This window comes from Methylobacterium persicinum, assembly GCF_022179525.1.
Taxonomy (GTDB): Bacteria; Pseudomonadota; Alphaproteobacteria; order Rhizobiales; family Beijerinckiaceae; genus Methylobacterium; species Methylobacterium persicinum.
This window is the reverse complement of the sequence record NZ_BPQX01000067.1, coordinates 1-18,998: the sequence shown is the minus strand read 5'-3', so window position 1 is coordinate 18,998 and position 18,998 is coordinate 1. Positions and strand designations below refer to the sequence as shown.

Below are 18,998 nucleotides of genomic sequence, written 5' to 3'. Positions count from 1 at the left end.
CGGATCGAGGTGCTGAAGGGGCCGTCCGCCGCCCTGTCGGGCATCGCTCCTAACGGCGGCGTCGGTGGCGTCATCAACGTGGTTCCGAAGCGTGCCGGCGAGGACCTCACCCGCGTCACACTCGATTACGGCTCACTCGCCCATGGCGGGGGCCAGATCGATATCGCCCGGCGAAGCGGCGCGAACCGCGAATGGGGCGTACGGGTCGTCGGCAGCCTCCACGGCGGCGACACACCCTTCGACCGGCAATCCGAGACGACGGGCGTCAACGCCCTCGCTTTGGACTACCAGGGCGACCGTTTCCGGACCTGGCTCTACCTGATCGGGCAGACCGACCGCTTCCGGGCGCCCCTTCGCCCCTTCCTGCTGAAGGCGGGCGTGCCCGTGCCGCCGGCGCCGGACAGCCGGCGCAACCTCACGCAATCCTGGGAACACTCGACGATCGACGACCGGGGCGGGCTCCTGCGGACGGAGTTCGATCTGACCGACTCGGTGACACTGTTTGCCGACGTCGGCGGGTCGCAATCCGAGGTGTCCCGCCTCTTCGCCTCCGCGCCGACGATCACCAACCTGCGGGGCGACACGATCACCAACCCGCAATTCTACGGCCTCGACGGCGACCGCTTCACCGCCGATGGCGGGATGCGGGCGGGCTTCGCAACCGGCTTCGTCCGGCATGCCCTGGTCGTGCAGGCCTCGTCCTACCACGAAAACCTTGGCCGGTGGCTGTCGCCGGTCCGGGGCAGCTACCGCTCCAACATCTACGAGCCCGCGATCGTCCCGCCGGTCGCCGTGCCGGAGAGCAGCGCCCGCCCGCGCTTTTCCGACAGCACGCTCACCGGGGTGTCGGTGGCCGACACGCTCTCGGTGCTGGACGAGCATGTGCTGCTGACGCTCGGCGTCCGGCGGCAAGGGTTCGAGGCGCATAACTACGCCTCGAATGTCGGCACGCTCACCACGACCTACGACAAGAGCGCCACGAGTCCTCTCGTTGGCCTCGTACTCCGCCCGTGGGACAGTGTTTCGCTCTACGGCAACTTCATTGAAGGCTTGAGCCGGGGCGACGTCGCCCCCGCCGTGGCCACCAATTCCGGGGCCGTGCTGGCGCCTTACGTCGCCCGGCAGGTCGAGGTGGGGGTGAAGATCGACTGGGGCACGGTCTCGACGAACCTCGCGGCGTTCAGGATCACCAAGCCCAGCGGCGAACTCGGACCGGACCGCATCTACGCCCAGACCGGAGAGCAGCGCATCGACGGGCTCGAACTCACCGTCTACGGCGAAGTCGTGCCGGGGGTCCGGGCGCTCGGCGGGGTGAGCCTCCTCGACGGTACCCTTACCCGCACGGCGACCGCCGCGAATATCGGCCACACGCCGATCGGCGTCCCAGGCATCCAGCTCAACTTTGGGGCAGAATGGGACCTTCCGGGCGTGCCGGGCGTGACCCTCGACGGCGCGGTCATCCATACCGGACGGCAGTTCATCGACACCGCGAACCGCCAGGCAGTGCCGGACTGGACGCGCCTCGACATCGGCCTGCGCTATGCGACTTCCATCGACGGCCACCGGACGGTGTTCCGCGCCAACGTCCAGAACGTGGCCGGCGCCCGTTATTGGACGGGCGTCGCGACCTATGGGACCTTCTTCCAGGGTGCTCCGCGAACCTACCTGCTGTCGATGGCAGTGGACCTGTAGGTCGCCCCCTCCCCGTCATCGCGGACGCCGTGAAGCAACCCAGCGTGGGGGCACGCTTCCGACCATACCGCTACCGGAACGGCGGCTCGTCGAAGCTCCTGAGCTTTCGGGAATGGAGCCCCGCCCGGTCGGCCCGGAGGGCATCGAGGGCGGCGAGGCCGACCTTGAGATGCTCCGAGACCGCCCGGTCGTAGAAGGCGTTCGCCGCACCCGGCAGCTTGATCTCCCCGTGCAAAGGCTTGTCGGAGACGCAGAGAAGCGCACCGTAGGGCACGCGCAGGCGATACCCCTGGGCGGCCACCGTACCGCTCTCCATGTCGACGGCGATGGCCCGGGACTGGTTGATCCGCCGCCGTTCCTGGGTGAACCGCAACTCCCAGTTCCGGTCATCGTAGGTGACGACGGTGCCGGTGCGCAGGCGCTGCTTGAGGGCGTCGTCGCGCTCCCCGGTGACCTGCGCCGCGGCCGATTGCAGGGCGAGCTGGACTTCGGCGAGCGCCGGCACCGGCACGTCGGGCGGAACCAGCTCGTCGAGAATCCTGTCCCGCCGGAAGTAGGCGTGGGCCAGCACGTAATCGCCGATGGTCTGGGACTGACGCAGGCCGCCGCAATGGCCGACCATCAGCCAGCAATCGGGACGCAGCACCGCAAGATGATCGGTGATGGTCTTGGCGTTGGAGGGCCCGACGCCGATGTTGACCAGAGTCGTGCCCTGCATCGACCCGTCCGCGGCCCGGGCGACGAGGTGATAGGCCGGCATCTGGTGGCGATGCCAGGGCGACGCGGCGAGCAGCGCCGCCGGGTCGGCCCCTGCGGCGTCCTCCCGGCGCACCACGACACCGCCCGGTAAGACCAGCCGTTCGAAGCCTTCCTCCCCGGAGGCCAGCCTCTCGAGGCCGTGGCGGACGAACTGATCGACATAGCGGTGGTAGTTGGTCAGCAGGATCCAGGGCTGCACCTCCCGCCAGTCGCAGCCGGTGTAGTGGACGAGGCGGCGCAGGGAATAATCGACCCGCACCCCGTCGAAGAGCGCCAGGGGTCGGGGCTCGCCCTCGACCATGTCGAAGGTCCCGTCGGCGATCTCGTCTCCTACGACGGAGAGCAGCGGCACCGGGAAATAGGTCGCCAGCTCGGCGGCCTCGACGGCCCGTGCCCCGGGATCCAGCCCGGCCTCCAGCACGTAGGGATAGGGAATCTCCTGCGCACTCAATCCGACTTCAATGGCGACGCCGTAATCGGCGACGAGGGCCTCGAGCTGCCGAAGCAGGTAGTCGCGGAAGAAGAACGGATGCGTCACCGTCGTCGCATAGGTTCCCGCCGCCTGAAGCTTGGCCGTCGCCCGGCGCAGGCGCGGCAGGGGACCGTCCGGCCGGTAGGTCACCCGCAGTTCGGGATAGCGGAAGGCGAGCCGTTCGGACCCGTCCGGCGGCGGGCCGCCGCCGAGGAAGCGTTCGAGGGCGCTCCGCAGGGCCGAGGTCGCCCCGTCGTAGAGGGCGATCAGCTCGGCCACCGCCGCCGCCGCATCGGGAACGGCCTGCATCGGCCGCAATTCGCGTTCGATCATGTTTCCTCCGCGCACACCGATTACACCGCGGGCGCGGCGGGCGCGAGGCAGCCCTTGCGCGCCGGGGTCGCGTGGCCGACACCGCGTCGGCGACACGAGGGGCATGGCATGGCGGGCGACGAATTCGGGGTGAGACCGGGGGAAGTCGTGGCGGACCTGCCGGAGAGGTTCGATGCCGGTCTGCACTTCATCGGCCGCCTTCGCACGCCGTGGACCGACCGCGCCGACTGCCCGAAGAACAACCTCCAGGCGCAGGCGCCCTGCACGGTGGAGATCGACCCGCCCTACGCGCCTGGCTTGCGCAACATCACCGGCTGCACGCACCTGATCCTCCTCTATTGGATGGATCGGGCGACCCGGGGCCTTCTCGTCCAGCAGCCCCGCCATGCGGACAGTCCGCGGGGGACGTTCTCTCTCCGCTCGCCGGCCCGGCCGAATCCCATCGCCCTGGCAGTGGTGGAACTGCTCGGCCAAGAGGATGACACGCTCAAGGTGCGGGGCCTCGACTGCCTCGACGGCACGCCCCTCCTCGATATCAAACCCTATTACGCCTCGACCGATTCCCGGCCGGACGCTCAGGTCGACCGGGCCGGGGTGGACCGGTGAGGCGCCTCGTCGCCCCGGCCGTGGCCGCGCTGCTGATCTTTGCCGCAGGCATCATCGCCGGGCTGGCCCTGCGCCGGGCGCCCCCGACAGACGCCCGGAGCTACGCCACCATGCGCCTCGTCGCCGTCCAGGTCGCCCTGGACGAGGCTCCGCCCGAGTACGACTTCCTCGCCGGCGACTCGCAGACCGAGCTTCAGCCGGGGGACCAGCAGCCCTGCGGCCTCCCCCTGGTCAATGGCGGCGTCAGCGGGGCGACGTCCTCGGCCTATGCCGACTACCTCGCCCGGCTCGCCTTTCCGGTACGGCCGAAGGCGGCGTCGCTCACCATCGGCACCAACGACATCCTTCTGAAGAACCGCCCCCGGGGAGACGACGCAGCCGCGCGGTTCGAAGGCGCGGCGGAGCGCATCGTCCGCAGTCTCCAGGGCGTGACCGGCCACGTCGTGGTCACCGCCCTCCCCCCGGTGGGACGGGAGATCGCGGCCCTGGTCGATGCCGGTGCGGTCGGCGACTATTCGACCAGGCTGAAGGCCCTGTGCGGGCGCCTCGGCTGCACCTATGCCGATCCCTATGCCACCCTGCGGGACGGGGACACGGGCTTCGCCAAGCCCGGCGCCCTGCGCGACGGGCTGCACCTCGCCGGGTTCAGGCCGGCGATGCGGGCCCTGACGCCTGCCCTGTGCGGGGATGGAAATCCTCGTTGATGCCGCCGCATCGCCGCTCTCTCAGTCACTGAGTTCCGAGCACAGACTCCGCCATTGCGAGCTCAGCGAAGCAATCCAGGGATGCGCTTCGTTCTGGAGCGTTCCGCTACCCTGGAGTGCTTCGCTGCGCTCGCAATGACGATGGGCGTCGATGACGGTGAGGGCGGAGCCACGCAGGCGCGTGCCCCCTCACTCCCACTCGATGGTGCCGGGCGGCTTCGACGTGATGTCGTAGGTGACGCGGTTGATGCCCTTCACCTCGTTGATGATCCGGGTCGCCACCCGACCGAGGAAGGCCATGTCGAAGGGGTAGAAGTCGGCGGTCATGCCATCGACGGAGGTCACGGCCCGCAGGGCACAGACGTGGTCGTAGGTGCGCCCGTCACCCATCACGCCCACCGTCTTCACGGGAAGGATCACCGCGAAGGCCTGCCAGATCGTGTCGTAGAGGCCGGCCTGCCGGATCTCGTCGAGGTAGATCGCGTCGGCCTTGCGCAGGGCCTCGAGCTTCTCGGCGGTGATGGTGCCGGGGCAGCGGATCGCCAGCCCCGGGCCGGGGAAGGGATGGCGACCGACGAAGGCCTCCGGCAGGCCGAGTTCCTTGCCGAGCACCCGGACCTCGTCCTTGAACAGCTCGCGCAGGGGCTCCACGAGCTTCATGTTCATGCGGTCCGGCAGGCCGCCGACATTGTGGTGGCTCTTGATCGTCACCGAGGGTCCGCCGGTGAACGAGACGCTCTCGATCACATCCGGGTAGAGAGTCCCCTGGGCCAGGAACGCCGCGCCGCCGATCTTCTTCGACTCGGCCTCGAAGACGTCAATGAACAGCCGCCCGATGGTCTTGCGCTTGACCTCCGGGTCGCTGACGCCCTCCAGCGCCGACAGGAACATCCCCGATGCCTCCACGTGCACCAGGGGGATGTTGTAGTGGTCCCGGAACAGGGCCACGACCTGCTCGGCTTCCCCGAGGCGCAGGAGGCCGTGATCCACGAACACGCAGGTGAGCTGGTCGCCGATCGCCTCGTGGATCAGCACCGCCGCCACCGCCGAATCGACACCGCCGGACAGGCCGCAGATCACCTTCTCGGACCCGACCTGTTCGCGGATCTTGGCGATCGACTCCTCGCGGTAGGCCCCCATCGTCCAGTCGCCGGAGCAGCCGGCGATGTCGCGCACGAAATTGCGGATCAGCAGCGCCCCGTGGGGCGTATGCGCCACCTCCGGGTGGAACTGCACCGCGTAGTAATGCCGTGCCTCGTCCGCCACGGCGGCGAAAGGCGCGTTGCGGGAGATCGCCACGGTGGTGAAGCCGTCCGGAAGCTTCGTCACCCGGTCGCCGTGACTCATCCAGACCGGGTACTTTTCGCCCTTGTGCCAGACCCCCTTGAACAGGGGGCACTCGGCCAGGATCTCGACTTCGGCCCGGCCGAACTCCGCATGATGGCCGCCTTCGACCGCGCCGCCGAGCTGGGCCGCCATCGTCTGCTGGCCGTAGCAGATGCCGAAGACCGGCACGCCCGAATCGAAGACCAGCTGCGGCGCCCGGGGCGAGGCTTCCACGGTCACCGATTCGGGGCCGCCGGACAGGATCACCCCCTTGGGCTTCTGCTCGCGGAAGGCGGCCTCGGCCTTGGTGAAGGGCACGATCTCGCAATAGACGCCCTCCTCCCGCACCCGGCGGGCGATGAGCTGCGTCACCTGAGAGCCGAAATCGACGATCAGGATCTTGTCGTGGTCGGTGTTCATCCGGGGCGTTGTGAACGAGGTCCGGCGGGCACGCAACGCGCTTGCCCGCTTTCCCGTGGGACTGCGATCAGTCGAAGTTGCGCACCTTGGCCGAGCCGCCGAGGCTGATGGCGGGCTTCGCAGCGCCGGCGAGACTGACCTTCTTCTGCCCCGGCATCGGCTTGTGCTTCGTCAGGGCCGCCGCCGGATCGACCGCCGGCCGCGACGGCTTGAGATGGGCCTGCCCATGAATCACCGCACCGATCTCGCCGGCCACCCGGAGCAAATCCTCCCGGTCGCAGGCGCGGGCGACCTTCAGGCCGAGCTGATGCATGTGGCTCTTGCCGTAGAGGTAGGTGGCGAGCTGCGCCCGTTTGAGGGCGGGGATCTGCTCGAGGATCTGGGGCAGATCGTACTCGTCGGCGCGATAGACGGCGCCGAGAACCTCCAGGGATACAGGGCAGTCGATCTCTGGCTCGGCGCCGCTGGTCGGGTGCGATTGCGTCATGGTCGCCTCTCGGGGATCGATGGGTCGGAGGTCGCGTCGGATGCCTTAAGGGACGGGTCCGGTTCAACCCCCCGGGCGACAGGAATTTCCGAGACGGCCGCCGTCGTGACGAGTTTACCGGGCGGTGGGGACCAGGGCCCGAGGCATCCGGTGCAGACCGTCTCGATGATCGCCCGGGCCCGGGCGTTGCTGCGCTCCCAGACGGCTTCGCGGGCCGCGAGCGCCGCGCCGGCCGTCCCGGCCGCGGAAAGGTCGGCCTGCGGCCTGATGTGTAGGAACAGGACTTCCTGTGCCACGGCCCCGTTTCCAGGGCCAATGACGACGCCAAGGACGAAGGCGGCGAAGGCTCTGCCCGGTACCCGGCCCGCAATCCTCGTCATCGCCCTGAGTCCCGCCGCGGAAGCCGCATGGGTGCGACGACAGGGTAAACGCTCCGTTAAGGACCGGGATGGGGTGTCGGAAGTTAACGATGTGTTAATACCTGGCGCTCACATTTCCCGGATGGGTTCGGAGGTCTCGCTATGACGTTCCTGAACATTGCCCTGCCGAGCCTCGCGGCCCTCGCAGCCTTTGCCCTCGCCGCGCACCGCTCCCCCCAGCCGAAGCCGATCAGGGTCCGCGCCCGGAAGCGCTGACGCCCCCTGCCGTCCCGCTCACGCGATGAGCCGGCCCCGGGCGGGGGCCAGCTCACGGCAGCCCGTCACGCGGCCGGCGCCGTCTCTTCCCTGATCCGGTAGCAGCCGACATAGAGCGCCGGCAGGAACAGCAGCGTCAGGAAGGTCGCGGCGAGGATGCCGCCGATCATCGCGAACGCCATCGGCCCCCAGAAGACCTCCCGGGCGATGGGAACGAGGCCGAGACTCGCCGCCGCCGCCGTGAGCAGGATCGGCCGCATGCGGTGATGAGTCGCCTCGTAGACCGCATCCCAAGGCGATTTCCCCTCGGCGCGGAACTCTTCGATCTGGCTGACCAGAATCACCCCGTTACGGATGATGATGCCGACCAGCGCCAGGATCCCGAGGATCGCCACGAAACCCATCGGCTTGTCGAACAGCAGAAGGGCGGGCACCACGCCTATCAGCCCGAGGGGTGCGACGGTGAAGACGAGGAGCATGCGGCCGACGCTCTGAAGCTGGATCATCAGCAGCGTGGCCATGGTCAGCAGCATCACCGGGACGACCTTGGCGATCGGACCCTGTCCCTTGGCCGATTCCTCGACGGCGCCACCGGTCTGGAGGGTGAAGTCGTCGGGAAGCGCCTTGGCGAAGGCATCGATCTTGGGTTTCAGGGCGGCCACGATCGTCGCCGGCTGCGTGGTGTCGCGGATCGTCGCCCGCACCGTCACCGTCGGCATTCGGTCCCGACGCCAGACAATGGGCTGCTCGAGTTCGTAGCCGATCCGGGCGAAGGCCAGCAGGGGGACGACCGAGCCGTTGGCGAGGCCGACCTGCAGGCTCTGCAGCGTGTCCAGGGAGGTGCGCTCCGCCGTGCGGGCCCGGCCGACCACGTCAACGAGGTAGATCGAGTCGCGGACCTGGGTGATGGATTGACCGCCTTCGATCCCGTTGAGGATCCCCGCGATGTCCTGGCTGGTGACGCCGAGCTGCCGCGCCTTGTCCTGCAGGATGTGGACGCGCAGCACCTTGCCGGGCTCGTTCCAGTCGAAGGTCGGGACGTTGAGGCGCGGATCCTGGCCCACCACGTTCGCGAGGTCGAGGGCTCGGCGGCGCACCTCCTGCACGTCGGGCCCGCTCAGGCGGTACTGCACGGGCCGTCCCACCGGCGGCCCCAGGTTGAGCGGCTGAACGAGCACGTCCGTCCCCACGAAATCGCGGCGGGCCCGGTCCTGTAACCGCGCGATCACCCGGTCCCGGATCTCGAGGGACTTCGTCACGAGCACGATCTGGCCGAAGAACGCGTTGCTCAACTGCTGATCGAGGGGCAGATAGAAACGCACGGCGCCTTGCCCGACATAGGACGACCAGCTCGCGACGTCCGGGTCGTCCTTCAGCCCGCCCTCGAACCGGTCCATCTGAGCCTTGGTCTCGGCGATTGTGGCGTTCTGCGGCAAGGTCAGGTCCACCAACACTTCGGGCCTGTCCGAGGACGGGAAGAACTGCTGCTGCACGTGGCCGAGGCCGGCGATGGCAAGCGCCATCAGGCCGATACAGGCAGCCACGGTCGTCCAACGCCAGCGCATCGCCATGCGAAGGCTCGCCAGGAAGACGCGGGTGAAGATTCCCCGCTTCTCCGCATGGTGCTTCACGGTCTTCGGGAGAAGGGTGACGCCGATCAGCGGCGCGAACAGCACCGCCACGACCCATGAGACGAGCAACGACGCGGCGATCACCACGAACAGCGAGTAGGTGTACTCGCCCGCCCCGGAGCCATTAAACCCGATCGGCAGGAAGCCGGCGACTGTCACGAGGGTGCCAGTCAGCATGGGGAAGGCGGTCGAGGTGTAGGCGTAGGTCGCCGCCTTCTTCAGGCTCTCTCCGAGTTCGAGGCGGGCCACCATCATCTCGACGGTGATCATCGCGTCGTCCACCAGCAAGCCCAGGGCGATGATGAGCGCGCCGAGCGAAATCCGCTGCAGGGTCACGTCCATCACCTGCATCACGACGAACACGATCGCGAGGACGAGGGGGATCGAGACGGACACGACCAGACCGGCCCGGATCCCGAGGCTGACGAAGCTGACCCCGAGCACGATCACGACGGCCTCGATCAAGGCCTCCGTGAACCCGCCCACCGCCTCCTCGACGATTCGGGGCTGGTCAGAGACGAGGTGGACATTGACGCCGAGGGGCAACTCGCCCTCGATGCGATGCATGCGCTCCTTCAGCGCCTCGCCGAAGTGAAGAAGGTTGGCGCCCGGCCGCATGGCGATGGCCAGACCCAGGGCCGCCTTGCCGTTCACGCGGAACATCGGTGCGGGCGGATCCTCGTAGCCCCGGATGATCTCCGCGATGTCGGAGAGCCGGAAGAACCGGTCGTTGACGCGGAGATTGACGTCCTGAAGCGACGCCTCCGACGCGAAGGAGCCGCTGACCCGCAGGGAGATCCGCTCCGGCCCTGCCTGGACCACGCCCGACGCCGACACCGCGTTCTGCGCCTGGAGCGCCTTGACCAGGGCCTGGAGGTCAATGCCGTAGCCGGCGAGCTTCCGCGGCGAGAAGTCGAGGTAGATCACCTCGTTCTGCGCGCCGAGGATCTGCGTCTTGCCGATATCGGGCACCTTCAGGATTTCGGTGCGCACCTTCTCGACGTAGTCACGCAACTGCCGATAGCTGAGACCATCCGCGGAAAAGGCGTAGACGTTGCCATAGACGTCACCGAACTCGTCGTTGAAGAACGGCCCCTGGACGCCCTGCGGGAACTGCCCCTTGATGTCCCCGAGGCGCTTGCGCGTCTGGTAGAAGGCCGGCTGAACCTCCGACGGCTTCAGCGTATCGCGGAACTGGACGAAGACCGTGGTCTGGCCCGGCGTCGTGTAGCTCCGGACGAAATCGAGCCCATTGAGTTGCTGCAACTCCTTCTCGATCCGGTCCGTGACCTGATCGAGGGTCTCGGCGATGGTGGCGCCCGGCCACGTCGCCTGCACGACCATCGTCTTGATGGTGAAGGGCGGGTCCTCCTCGCGGCCAAGGCGGCCATAGGCCATCACGCCCGCAAGCAGGCAGACGCCCATCAGGAACCAGATGAGCGAACGGTGCCGCAGCGCCCAGTCGGAGAGGTTGAAGTCCTTCACGATCCTACCGATCCCGAACGGTCACTCGGCGGCCGAGGCGAGGCGCACCGCCTGCCCGTCGCGGATGGAATGGACGCCCGCCACGACGATGCGGTCGCCCGGGTTCAGGCCGTTCATCACGGCCACCTCGCCGGCATTCTCGGGTTGCGGTCCGAGGGTCACATCCCGGCGGGAGACCGAACGTCCGTCCGCCCCCACGAGCCAGACCGAGCGGCGCTCACCCTCGGTCAGCACGGCGGTGGCCGGGATCAGGAACCGCCGCGCCACGTCTTGGCTGAGCGAGACGTTGATGGTCGCGCCGAGGCGGAAGGCGGGCTTCGGATCCTCAAGGGTCATGCGGATCCGCCGCGTCCGGGTGTTCGAATCGGCGAAGGGCGCCGTCTCTCGCACCCGGCCGCGGACGGTCAACTCCGGCGCGCTCTGGAGCGCGACGGTGAAGACGCCGTCGGCCGGCATCGCGCCCACGAGAGCCTCCGGGATGTCGACCACGGCGTCCCGGGCATCGGGCCGGGCTACGGTCACGACACCCTGGCCGGCGCTCAGAACCTGCCCGATCTCCGCGAGACGCTGGGTCACGACGCCGTCAAACTCGGCCTTCAATTCGGTATAGCCCATCTGGTCGCGGGCCTTCTGAAGGTTCGCCTCGGCCTGGGAGAGACGGGCCTGGGTGGTATCCCGGCGGGCCACGGCCTGATCCATGCTGGCCCGGCTGACGGCGTTGGCGGACATGAGCCGCCGGGTGCGTGCCTCCGCTGCGGTCGCATTCTCGGCCTGCCCTCGGGCATCGGCGAGGTCCGCCTCCGCGCGCGTGAGATCGAACCGGGTCACCACGGGATCGAGGGCGGCGAGGCGCTGCCCCTGCGTCACCAGATCCCCGACGGTCACGTCGCGGGCGACCATCCGGCCAGGGATCTGGAAGCCGAGCTGGGACTGGTAGCGCGGCTCGACGGTGCCGGCGAACGGACCGAACATGACGGTGTCGCTGGCCTCGACGACGCGTGTCAGCACCGGGCGGATGGGCGCCGCCTCGTGGACCTCCTCCTTCGGACCGCACGCGGCGAGACTGACCGTCAGCGCGGCCGCGCCGAGGGGCACGATGCGACGAGAGAACACCATCATCGGCCGGCGCCCGCCGCAGCGGCTCCCTGGATGTCGGATTCGGGGAGATCGATGGCCGCCACCTCCTGGCCCGGCCGCAGGAACTGGATGCCGGCGACGACGACGCGCTCGCCCGGCCGGACGCCGGATTTCACGGTGATGATGGTCGGCCCGTACCGGTCGATCGCCACCCTGCGGACATCGACCTTCCTTGTGCCGGGATCGTAGATCCAGACCGCCGGCTTCCCGGCATAACGGTAGAGGGCGGACCAGGGGAGCACGACGACCTCATGTGGAAGGAAGCGTCCGCGCCCGACCACGACCGTCCCGAGCCCCATGGCCGGGGGCGTCGATTCGAGCCCGATCTTCACGCGCACGGTTCCGCTCGTCGCATCGACGGTCGGCGAGATCTCCCGCACCGTCCCCTTGGTCTTCACCTTCGGATCGGCCTGCGCCGAGACTTCGACGGTCTTGTCGCCCAGCGGTCGGGCGGTCAGCGCCTCGTAGACATTGAACACCGCGTCGCGGGGACCGTCCTGGGCGAGGACGAGGACGGTCTGGCCAGACTGTACGACCTGACCCACCTCGAAATCCCGGCTCGTGACGATGCCCGGCACCCCCGCCCGCAGCTCCGTGTAGGTGAATTGCTCCTGCGCCGTGCCCAGGGCGGCCTTCGCCGAATCGACGGCAGCCTGCGCGGTGCGAAAGTCCTGCTCCGCGTTGTCGTAGGTGGTCCTCGTCGTGAAGCCGCCGCCGAGAAGCTCCTTTTGACGATCGAAGGTGAGCTTGGCCTGCATCAGCTGCGCCTCCGCCGAGGAGAGGGCGGCGCGGGCGTTGTCGAGATTGGCGCGCTGGGTCAGGGGTTCCAGCTCGGCGAGGACCTGATCCGCCGCGACGTGATCGCCGACCTCGACCAGCCTTTTGGAGACCTTCCCGTTGGTGCGGAACGAGACGTTGACCTGAGCTTGCGCTTGGATGTCGCCGCTCAGGACGACATCCTCGGCCATCAGCGTTTGCTTGGCCTCCACCACGCGAACCCGCAGAACCTCCCCGTTGTTCACGGTGGGAGCATCCGCGGCAATGGCGGGCCCCGCGAGGCAACTCGCGATGAGCAGGGCGCAAGGTCGGTGACGAGCAGTCATGGCATCTGCGGGAGTTCGAGCGGAACCGGCGTGGCACCGGAGCCGTGGCGCATGTCTATTCGATCCGTTACATACCGTCCAGTCGGTAACTAAGGAACGTCATGCAGGGTAAACGGCAACGGCTCACCGAGAGGCCGGAGATCATCCTGGCGGCGGCGAACGCCGTGCTCAACCGCAAGGGCGCGCGGGGGCTGACCATCGACGCGGTGGCTGCCGAAGCCGGCTTGAGCAAGGGCGGCGTGCTGCATCACTACGCCTCGAAGGACGCGCTGGTGGCGGCCCTCGTGGCGCACAAGCTCGCCTCGCTCCGCGCCGGCATCGCCGCATGCGAGGACGCCCAGCCGCCGGAGGCCCGGAGCGTGCCTCGGGCGATGGTCGCCAATTTCGAACGCACCCACTGCGACGAGGATGAGATCTCCCGCGCCCTGCTCCTCGCCTCCATCGAGAATCCCGATGCCCTCGCCGACTACAGGCGCTTCTTGGCGGGGGAACTCTCCCGCCTCGCGGAGGCCGAGGGAGGCTTCGGCCCCGGGAGTGTCGTGCTCTTCGCCATCGTGGGAATCGCCATGGGGCGGGCACTCGGCTTCCACCAGTTCGCACCTCACGAACTGAAAGGTGTATTTACTACCCTCGATCGCATCGCGGGGCTGGAACAGTTGCCATCCGGGGAATGACCGGCCCCGACCCCTCTGGCCTTCGGCGCCCGTTGCGCGCAAAGGCTGTCGGCGCGATTCCGTCTGTCCGGAGTACCCGATGGATACTGCCACCCTCGCCCCCTACGCCCGGCAAGTCCTCGAGGAGGCCACGCTTCCCGATCTGCCGAATCATTACCGGGGCAAGGTCCGGGACAATTACGATCTTCCGGACGGCAGGCGGATCCTGATTACGTCGGACCGAATCAGCGCCTTCGACATCTCGCTGGCGGCGATTCCGTTCAAGGGCCGGGTCCTCACCCAGACCGCCCGGTTCTGGTTCGAGCGCACCGGGGACATCTGCCCGAATCACGTCCTGGCCTATCCGGACCCCAACGTGGTGGTGGGACGGCGCCTGTCCATCCTTCCGGTCGAGATCGTGGTGCGGGGCTATCTCGCTGGTACGACGTCGACGTCGATCCTCACCCGCTACAAGGCCGGCGAGCGCGAGATGTACGGCCACCATCTCCCGGACGGGATGAGGCCGAACCAGAAGCTCGATCATCCGATTATCACGCCCACCACGAAGGCCGACCACGGCGGCCATGACGAACCCCTGACCGAAGCGGAGATCCTCGGCCGTGGGCTTCTCACGCCCGGGCAATGGCAGACCGTGAGCGAGGCCGCCCTGAAGCTGTTCGCCCGCGGGCAGGAGTTGGCGGCGGAGCGCGGGCTGATCCTCGCCGACACCAAGTACGAGTTCGGCCTCGACGGCGACGGACGCGTCGTGCTGGCCGACGAGATCCACACACCCGACAGCAGCCGCTATTGGTTCGCGCAGAGCTACCCGGAGCGCTTCGCCGCGGGGGCGAGCCCCGAGAGCTTCGACAAGGACTTCGTGCGGAACTGGGTCGTCGCCCGCTGCGATCCCTACAAGGATCCGATCCCGGCCATTCCGGCCGACGTCATCCTGGAGACCGCCGCCGTCTATATTCGCGCCTACGAGACCATCACCGGCGAGCCTTTTACCCTCCCCGACCCGGCGGAGGTGCCCCTCGACCGCATCCGCCGCAACATCGCCGCCTACCTCGCAGGGGGCGCCTGACGCCCCCGGTTCCCCAGCGGCGACGTCGGCTCCGCGAAGCGTGACGGAACCGGAAGCCGGCTGCTCGATTGTGCCGCCAAGGTCGCGGCTTGTCCGGTCGGCCGCGTGACCTCCGGCCCGGTGGCGCTCCAGCCATGTCCCCTCCTCCCACGACGTCGAGTCCCGGTCGGTTCGCCCTCGCTATCGCCGCCGTCTGGCTGTTGCTCTTCGCGCTCTACATCCTCTGTGCCGGCTCGCTCAGCCTGAACGAGGGGCTCGCGGGGGCGGTCACGGCGGCACTCGGCTCGATCTGGTGGGCCTTCGCCGGGCGGGGCGGCGGCATGCGTTTCTCGGGCTGGATGTCCGGCCTCGGTCCGGTCGGCCACGCGATCCTTGGATTGCCCGGCGCCACTGGTCGGGTCGCGGGGCAACTGGTCCATGCCGTCATCGGGGGCGGACCGCGCGGCAGTGTCGCCTACGAACGCGATGCCGAAAGCGCATGGGCCAATGCCGAGCTTCCGGCCGAACGCGCCCTGGGTTTGATCGCCGCCTCCCTTGCGCCGGACAGCTTCGTTCTTCGGGAGAAGGGCGGGGATACCGGGATCGTCATGCATACCCTGGCACCGGTCGGGGGAAAGCCGTGAGCGTCTGGACGATCGCCCTTCTCGCCCTGCTCCCGCCCTTGGTGCTCGCCGTCGCCCTGACATGGCGCGGGCGCCCCGGGCAGCGCTTCGCTGCCTTCCAGCTCGCGACCACGATCGCGGTGACGATCCTCACCCTCCTGACCTTCGCGACCGATCAGGCATCCGTGACGGACCTCGCCCTGACCCTCGTGCTCCTCAGCCTGCCCGGCACGCTGTTGCTGTCCGTCTTCCTGGAGCGCTGGGTATGACGCTTCTCATCGCGGTACTCCTGGCCCTGGCCGTCGGCGCGACGTGGCTCGCCGCCCTGGCCCTGCTGCGCTTGCCCCATGCCCTCGATCGCTTCCACGCGGCGTCGTTCCTGAACGTCGCCACGGGCGTGACTGTCACCGCGACCGCCTTCGCCGCCGACGGCATCTCCGGCCGCTCCCTGAAGATCCTGTTCATGATGGTGCTGCTGGTGGGCTTTGGCGCGGTGCTCTCCCACGCCGCGGGGCGGGCCGTGCTCCTGCGGGAGGGACGCTCGGCGTGAGCGTCTTCCTTCCCCTCATCTTTTTGCTGACGGCGGCATCCGGCACGGCGGTGGTGCTGGTGCGGGACCCGAACCGGCAGATCTTCGCCATCTGCGCCAACGGGCTCGTCCTGACGATCCTGTTCACCGCCCTTCAAGCGCCCGATGTCGCCCTGTCGGAACTCGCGGTCGGCGCCGCCGCGGTGCCGCTCCTCTTCCTCGTCGCCCTGATGGCCGTGCGGGCCGGCAAGGTCGAGCGCGAGAACGGCAAGGGCGGCGACTCGTGAGCCCGCGGCTGCGTCTCGCCCTCCTTGGGGCTGCCCTTGCCGGACTCCTGCCCGGCGCCGTCGCGGTGATCCGACGGCTGCCGGAGTTCGGGGCGACCATCGCTGCCTACGGCGAGCGGATCAATGCCATCGTGCCGGCCGAGCGGCATGTGGCGAACATGGTCAGCGCCATCAATTTCGATCTGCGCGGGCTCGATACCCTGGGCGAGGAGTTCATGCTGCTCGCCGCCATCACCGGCACGGTGGTCCTTCTCCGGGGCCGGCGAGGGGAGAACACGACCGACCGGGCCATGCGGCTCCCGGGCCGGGCGATCCTGCCGCGCTCGGAGGCGGTGGTCCTGGCCTGCCGGCTCGCCGGCCCGCTGCTCATGATGTTCGGCCTCTATGTCGTCCTGCACGCGACGGTGACGCCGGGGGGCGGCTTCCAGGGCGGCGTGATCCTCGCCTCGGGAACCCTGCTCGCCTACGTCGGCGAGGGCTATGCCGGCTGGCGTGACGTGATCCGCAGCCATTGGCTCGACGCGATGGAAGGTGGGGGCGCCTTGCTCTTCGCCCTGTGCGGCCTCGCCCCCATGCTGACCGGCGCGGCCTTCATGCAGAATGTGCTGCCCTTCGGCACCTTCCGCGACCTGTTCTCCGGCGGCCTGATGCTCATCGAGAATGCCGGTGTGGCGCTCGCCGTCTGCGGCGGCTTCACCCAGCTCTTCCTCGAATTCCTGGAGGAAACGCGCGAAGCCGCGGGGCCGGAAGAACCCGGAGAGGAATCCGCGTGACTTGGTTGCCTTACGCCGTCGCCGCGTGGCTGCTCGCGGCCGGCCTTTACGGCCTCGCCTCCAGCCGGAACCTCATCCACCTCGTGGGATGCCTCTCGGTCTGCCAATCGGCCACCTATGCCCTCCTCCTGGGCCTGGGCTACCGCTGGGGTAGCATCGCGCCGATCTTCTACGACCACCCGCCGGGCACGCCCGCCGTCGATCCGGTGATGCAGGCCCTGGTCCTGACCGACATCGTCGTCGGCGCGACCCTGACCGCCCTGCTCCTTGTCCTGACGGTGCAGATCTTCAAGCGCACCGGAACCCTCGACCCGGAACAGCTGAAACCGATGCGTCGCCGGGGCGACCCGGCCGGCGCCGACGCTCCCCGGAGCGCGGAGCACCCCAGCCGGTGACCAACGCCCTGCTCTCGGCTCTGCCGACCGCCATCCTCGTTCCCCTGCCGGTCGCCGTACCCCTGGTGGTCTGCGCGATCCTGCTCGCCACGGCGCATCTCCTCCCGGGTCGCCTGCCCGACATCCTGGCTACGCTCACCGCCCTTACGGTGGGCATCCTGTGCGCGCTGATCGCGTCGCGGGCGGGAGACGGTGCGGTGACGTACTGGTTCGGCGGGTGGGAACCCCGTGACGGCGTCGCCCTGGGGATCGGCTTCTCCGTCGATGCGGCCAGCGGCTGGATCGGCGCCTTCATCGGCCTTCTCTATGCCCTGGCCTTCGTCTTCGCCTGGGGCTTCTTCGGCCGTACCCACGGGCATTTCCATATCCTGATGCTGCTGTTCCTGGCGGCGATGATCGGGTTTTGCTTCACCCGCGATCTCTTCAACCTATTCGTGTGGTTCGAGGTGATGAGCGTGGCGGCGTTCGCCCTCACCGCCTACCACCTGGAGGAATCCGCCCTGGCTGGCGCCCTCAACTTCACGGTGATCAACAGCCTCGCCGGCTTCCTCATGCTCGGGGGCATCGGACTGCTTTATGCCCGTGCCGAAACCCTCGATTTCGCCGGCATCGCCGCCGCGGTAGCCAATGCCGGCCGCGATCCGGTGGTGGCGGGGGGCTTCTGCCTCGTGGCGGCCGCCCTCATGATCAAGGCCGCCGCCGTTCCCTTCCAGTTCTGGCTGGCCGATGCCCATGCCGTCGCCCCGAGCCCGGTCTCGGTGATCTTTTCCGGGGCCATGGTCTCCCTCGGCGTGTTCGGCCTCGCCAAGCTCACCGCCGTCGTCTTTGCCGGTTCGGCGCAGGTCCAAGACGCCCTGCCCACTCTCCTGACCGGCCTCGGCGCGCTGAGCGCCGTCCTCGGTGGGTGGATGGCGCTGTTGCAGCGGCACCTGAAGCGGCTGCTCGCCTTCTCTACGATCTCCCATGCCGGGATCATGCTCACGGGCATCGGCGCCCTCTCGGCGGGCGGCACCGGCGGCGCCCTCGTCTACGTCGTCGGGCACGGGATGGTGAAGGGAGGCCTGTTCATGATTGCGGGCATCCTGCTCGCGACCCGGGCCAGCATCGACGAGATCGCCCTGCGCGGGCTGGGCCGGGGTATCGGACCGGCCGGGGCGGCGATGGCGGTGGCCGGCCTCCTCCTCGCGGGTCTTCCGGTCGGGCTGCTCGACCAGGGATCGCGCCTTCTCCACGGCGCGTTGGAGGGGACGCACCCTTACGCCTTCGTGGCGAACCTCACCGGCGCCGCCCTCACCGGAGCTGCCGTCCTCCGCGCGACCGGACGGATCTTCCTCGGCCTCGGCGAGGATCCCGGCGACGAGGCCGGCGCCCCCAGCGAGGAGGAGCGGGAGAAGGCCGACCGTCCCCTGTGGCTGATGCTAGGGCCCTGCTGCATCCTTCTCCTGCTCGACGTCATCGTTCCGCCGGCATGGGTCGAAGCCCTCGCGCCTGATGCGATCAATGCTTTCGCCCACGGGACGCTAACCGGTGGCATGGAAGAGGGGCCGCTCTGGGCCGCTTGGTGTCCGGTGGGCGCTGCCATCGCCCTCGCCGCCTATGCCCTCTTCCGGCACAAGCTCCCCCGGGCCATCGTCCGGCCGGTTCGCGCGACCCAGTCGCTGCCGGCCCGGGGCCTCGAGGCGCTGCACAGCGGGCTGATCGGGGACTATGTCGCTTGGCTCGCCGTGGGCCTCGCCCTCATCGCCGGGGCTTTGGCTCTCGCCTGACGTCGATGCCTGCCCCGCGCCTAGGGACGAACGGCCCCTTCATGACCGGGGACCGGTCACCACCTCGAACAACAGATCGTCGTAGGCGGCGATCAGATGTGCGCATCCGGCGAAGGCCG

19 protein-coding genes are annotated in these 18,998 nt (G+C 68.8%); 12 read left to right on the top strand and 7 right to left on the bottom strand.

The genetic code is table 11. The features are described 5' to 3' along the window. Positions 1-1,692: TonB-dependent receptor (locus MFF22_RS23155; protein WP_238253035.1), on the top strand; the 1,692-nt coding region annotated here is incomplete at its 5' end. A gap of 70 nt (positions 1,693-1,762) precedes the next feature. Here MFF22_RS23155 and MFF22_RS23150 read toward each other — a convergent pair. Continuing rightward, positions 1,763-3,256, bottom strand: a complete 1,494-nt coding sequence (locus MFF22_RS23150; protein ID WP_238253034.1) for an AMP nucleosidase — start codon at positions 3,254-3,256, stop codon at positions 1,763-1,765. A gap of 108 nt (positions 3,257-3,364) precedes the next feature. Between MFF22_RS23150 and tsaA the strand changes: the two genes are divergently transcribed. After that, entirely contained in the window at positions 3,365-3,862 is a 498-nt protein-coding gene (gene tsaA / locus MFF22_RS23145; protein WP_238253033.1) for a tRNA (N6-threonylcarbamoyladenosine(37)-N6)-methyltransferase TrmO, read from the top strand. Continuing rightward, positions 3,859-4,566 carry an SGNH/GDSL hydrolase family protein gene (locus tag MFF22_RS23140; RefSeq protein WP_238253032.1) on the top strand — a complete coding sequence of 236 codons (708 nt, stop codon included), beginning with the start codon at positions 3,859-3,861 and terminating at the stop codon, positions 4,564-4,566. Before tsaA ends, MFF22_RS23140 begins: the two co-directional genes overlap by 4 nt. Positions 4,567-4,755: 189 nt before the next feature. Here MFF22_RS23140 and guaA read toward each other — a convergent pair whose 3' ends face one another. From guaA to MFF22_RS23110, 6 genes are all read right to left on the bottom strand, one after another. Then, positions 4,756-6,312, bottom strand: coding sequence for a glutamine-hydrolyzing GMP synthase (gene guaA, locus MFF22_RS23135; protein WP_238253030.1), 1,557 nt, complete (start codon positions 6,310-6,312; stop codon positions 4,756-4,758). 67 nt (positions 6,313-6,379) lie between these two features. Next, on the bottom strand, positions 6,380-6,799 hold the full coding sequence (locus tag MFF22_RS23130) for a hypothetical protein (RefSeq protein ID WP_238253029.1): 420 nt from the start codon (positions 6,797-6,799) through the stop codon (positions 6,380-6,382). After that, positions 6,796-7,095: a hypothetical protein gene (locus MFF22_RS23125; protein WP_238253027.1), complete on the bottom strand. Its 300-nt coding sequence runs from the start codon at positions 7,093-7,095 to the stop codon at positions 6,796-6,798. The genes MFF22_RS23130 and MFF22_RS23125 overlap by 4 nt, the downstream gene beginning before the upstream one ends. Before the next feature lie 404 nt (positions 7,096-7,499). Continuing rightward, complete coding sequence (locus tag MFF22_RS23120; RefSeq protein ID WP_283206206.1) at positions 7,500-10,550, bottom strand: efflux RND transporter permease subunit; 3,051 nt, start codon at positions 10,548-10,550, stop codon at positions 7,500-7,502. 21 nt (positions 10,551-10,571) lie between these two features. Further along, positions 10,572-11,669, bottom strand: a complete 1,098-nt coding sequence (locus MFF22_RS23115; protein ID WP_238253025.1) for an efflux RND transporter periplasmic adaptor subunit — start codon at positions 11,667-11,669, stop codon at positions 10,572-10,574. Continuing rightward, positions 11,666-12,790 (bottom strand): efflux RND transporter periplasmic adaptor subunit, encoded by a 1,125-nt coding sequence (locus tag MFF22_RS23110; RefSeq protein ID WP_238253023.1) that lies wholly within the window; start codon positions 12,788-12,790, stop codon positions 11,666-11,668. The genes MFF22_RS23115 and MFF22_RS23110 overlap by 4 nt, the downstream gene beginning before the upstream one ends. Before the next feature lie 101 nt (positions 12,791-12,891). Here MFF22_RS23110 and MFF22_RS23105 point away from each other — a divergent pair, with 101 nt between their 5' ends. The 9 genes from MFF22_RS23105 to MFF22_RS23065 all read left to right on the top strand — a co-directional run bounded on the left by MFF22_RS23105 (position 12,892) and on the right by MFF22_RS23065 (position 18,879). Beyond that, complete coding sequence (locus MFF22_RS23105; protein WP_238253022.1) at positions 12,892-13,464, top strand: TetR/AcrR family transcriptional regulator; 573 nt, start codon at positions 12,892-12,894, stop codon at positions 13,462-13,464. Between the two features lie 79 nt (positions 13,465-13,543). Next, positions 13,544-14,527 carry a phosphoribosylaminoimidazolesuccinocarboxamide synthase gene (locus tag MFF22_RS23100; protein WP_238253021.1) on the top strand — a complete coding sequence of 328 codons (984 nt, stop codon included), beginning with the start codon at positions 13,544-13,546 and terminating at the stop codon, positions 14,525-14,527. A gap of 134 nt (positions 14,528-14,661) precedes the next feature. Further along, entirely contained in the window at positions 14,662-15,150 is a 489-nt protein-coding gene (locus MFF22_RS23095) for a hypothetical protein (RefSeq protein ID WP_238253020.1), read from the top strand. Next, complete coding sequence (locus MFF22_RS23090; RefSeq protein ID WP_238253019.1) at positions 15,147-15,398, top strand: monovalent cation/H+ antiporter complex subunit F; 252 nt, start codon at positions 15,147-15,149, stop codon at positions 15,396-15,398. Before MFF22_RS23095 ends, MFF22_RS23090 begins: the two co-directional genes overlap by 4 nt. After that, positions 15,395-15,679 (top strand): monovalent cation/H(+) antiporter subunit G, encoded by a 285-nt coding sequence (locus MFF22_RS23085; protein WP_238253018.1) that lies wholly within the window; start codon positions 15,395-15,397, stop codon positions 15,677-15,679. Before MFF22_RS23090 ends, MFF22_RS23085 begins: the two co-directional genes overlap by 4 nt. Beyond that, positions 15,676-15,945 (top strand): Na(+)/H(+) antiporter subunit B, encoded by a 270-nt coding sequence (locus MFF22_RS23080; RefSeq protein ID WP_238253016.1) that lies wholly within the window; start codon positions 15,676-15,678, stop codon positions 15,943-15,945. Before MFF22_RS23085 ends, MFF22_RS23080 begins: the two co-directional genes overlap by 4 nt. Then, positions 15,942-16,718 carry an MnhB domain-containing protein gene (locus MFF22_RS23075; protein WP_238253014.1) on the top strand — a complete coding sequence of 259 codons (777 nt, stop codon included), beginning with the start codon at positions 15,942-15,944 and terminating at the stop codon, positions 16,716-16,718. Before MFF22_RS23080 ends, MFF22_RS23075 begins: the two co-directional genes overlap by 4 nt. Continuing rightward, a complete protein-coding gene (locus MFF22_RS23070) occupies positions 16,715-17,113 on the top strand; it encodes a sodium:proton antiporter (protein ID WP_238253013.1) in 399 nt (132 codons plus the stop codon). The genes MFF22_RS23075 and MFF22_RS23070 overlap by 4 nt, the downstream gene beginning before the upstream one ends. After that, entirely contained in the window at positions 17,110-18,879 is a 1,770-nt protein-coding gene (locus tag MFF22_RS23065) for a complex I subunit 5 family protein (RefSeq protein WP_238253012.1), read from the top strand. Before MFF22_RS23070 ends, MFF22_RS23065 begins: the two co-directional genes overlap by 4 nt. Positions 18,880-18,998 lie beyond the last annotated feature (119 nt).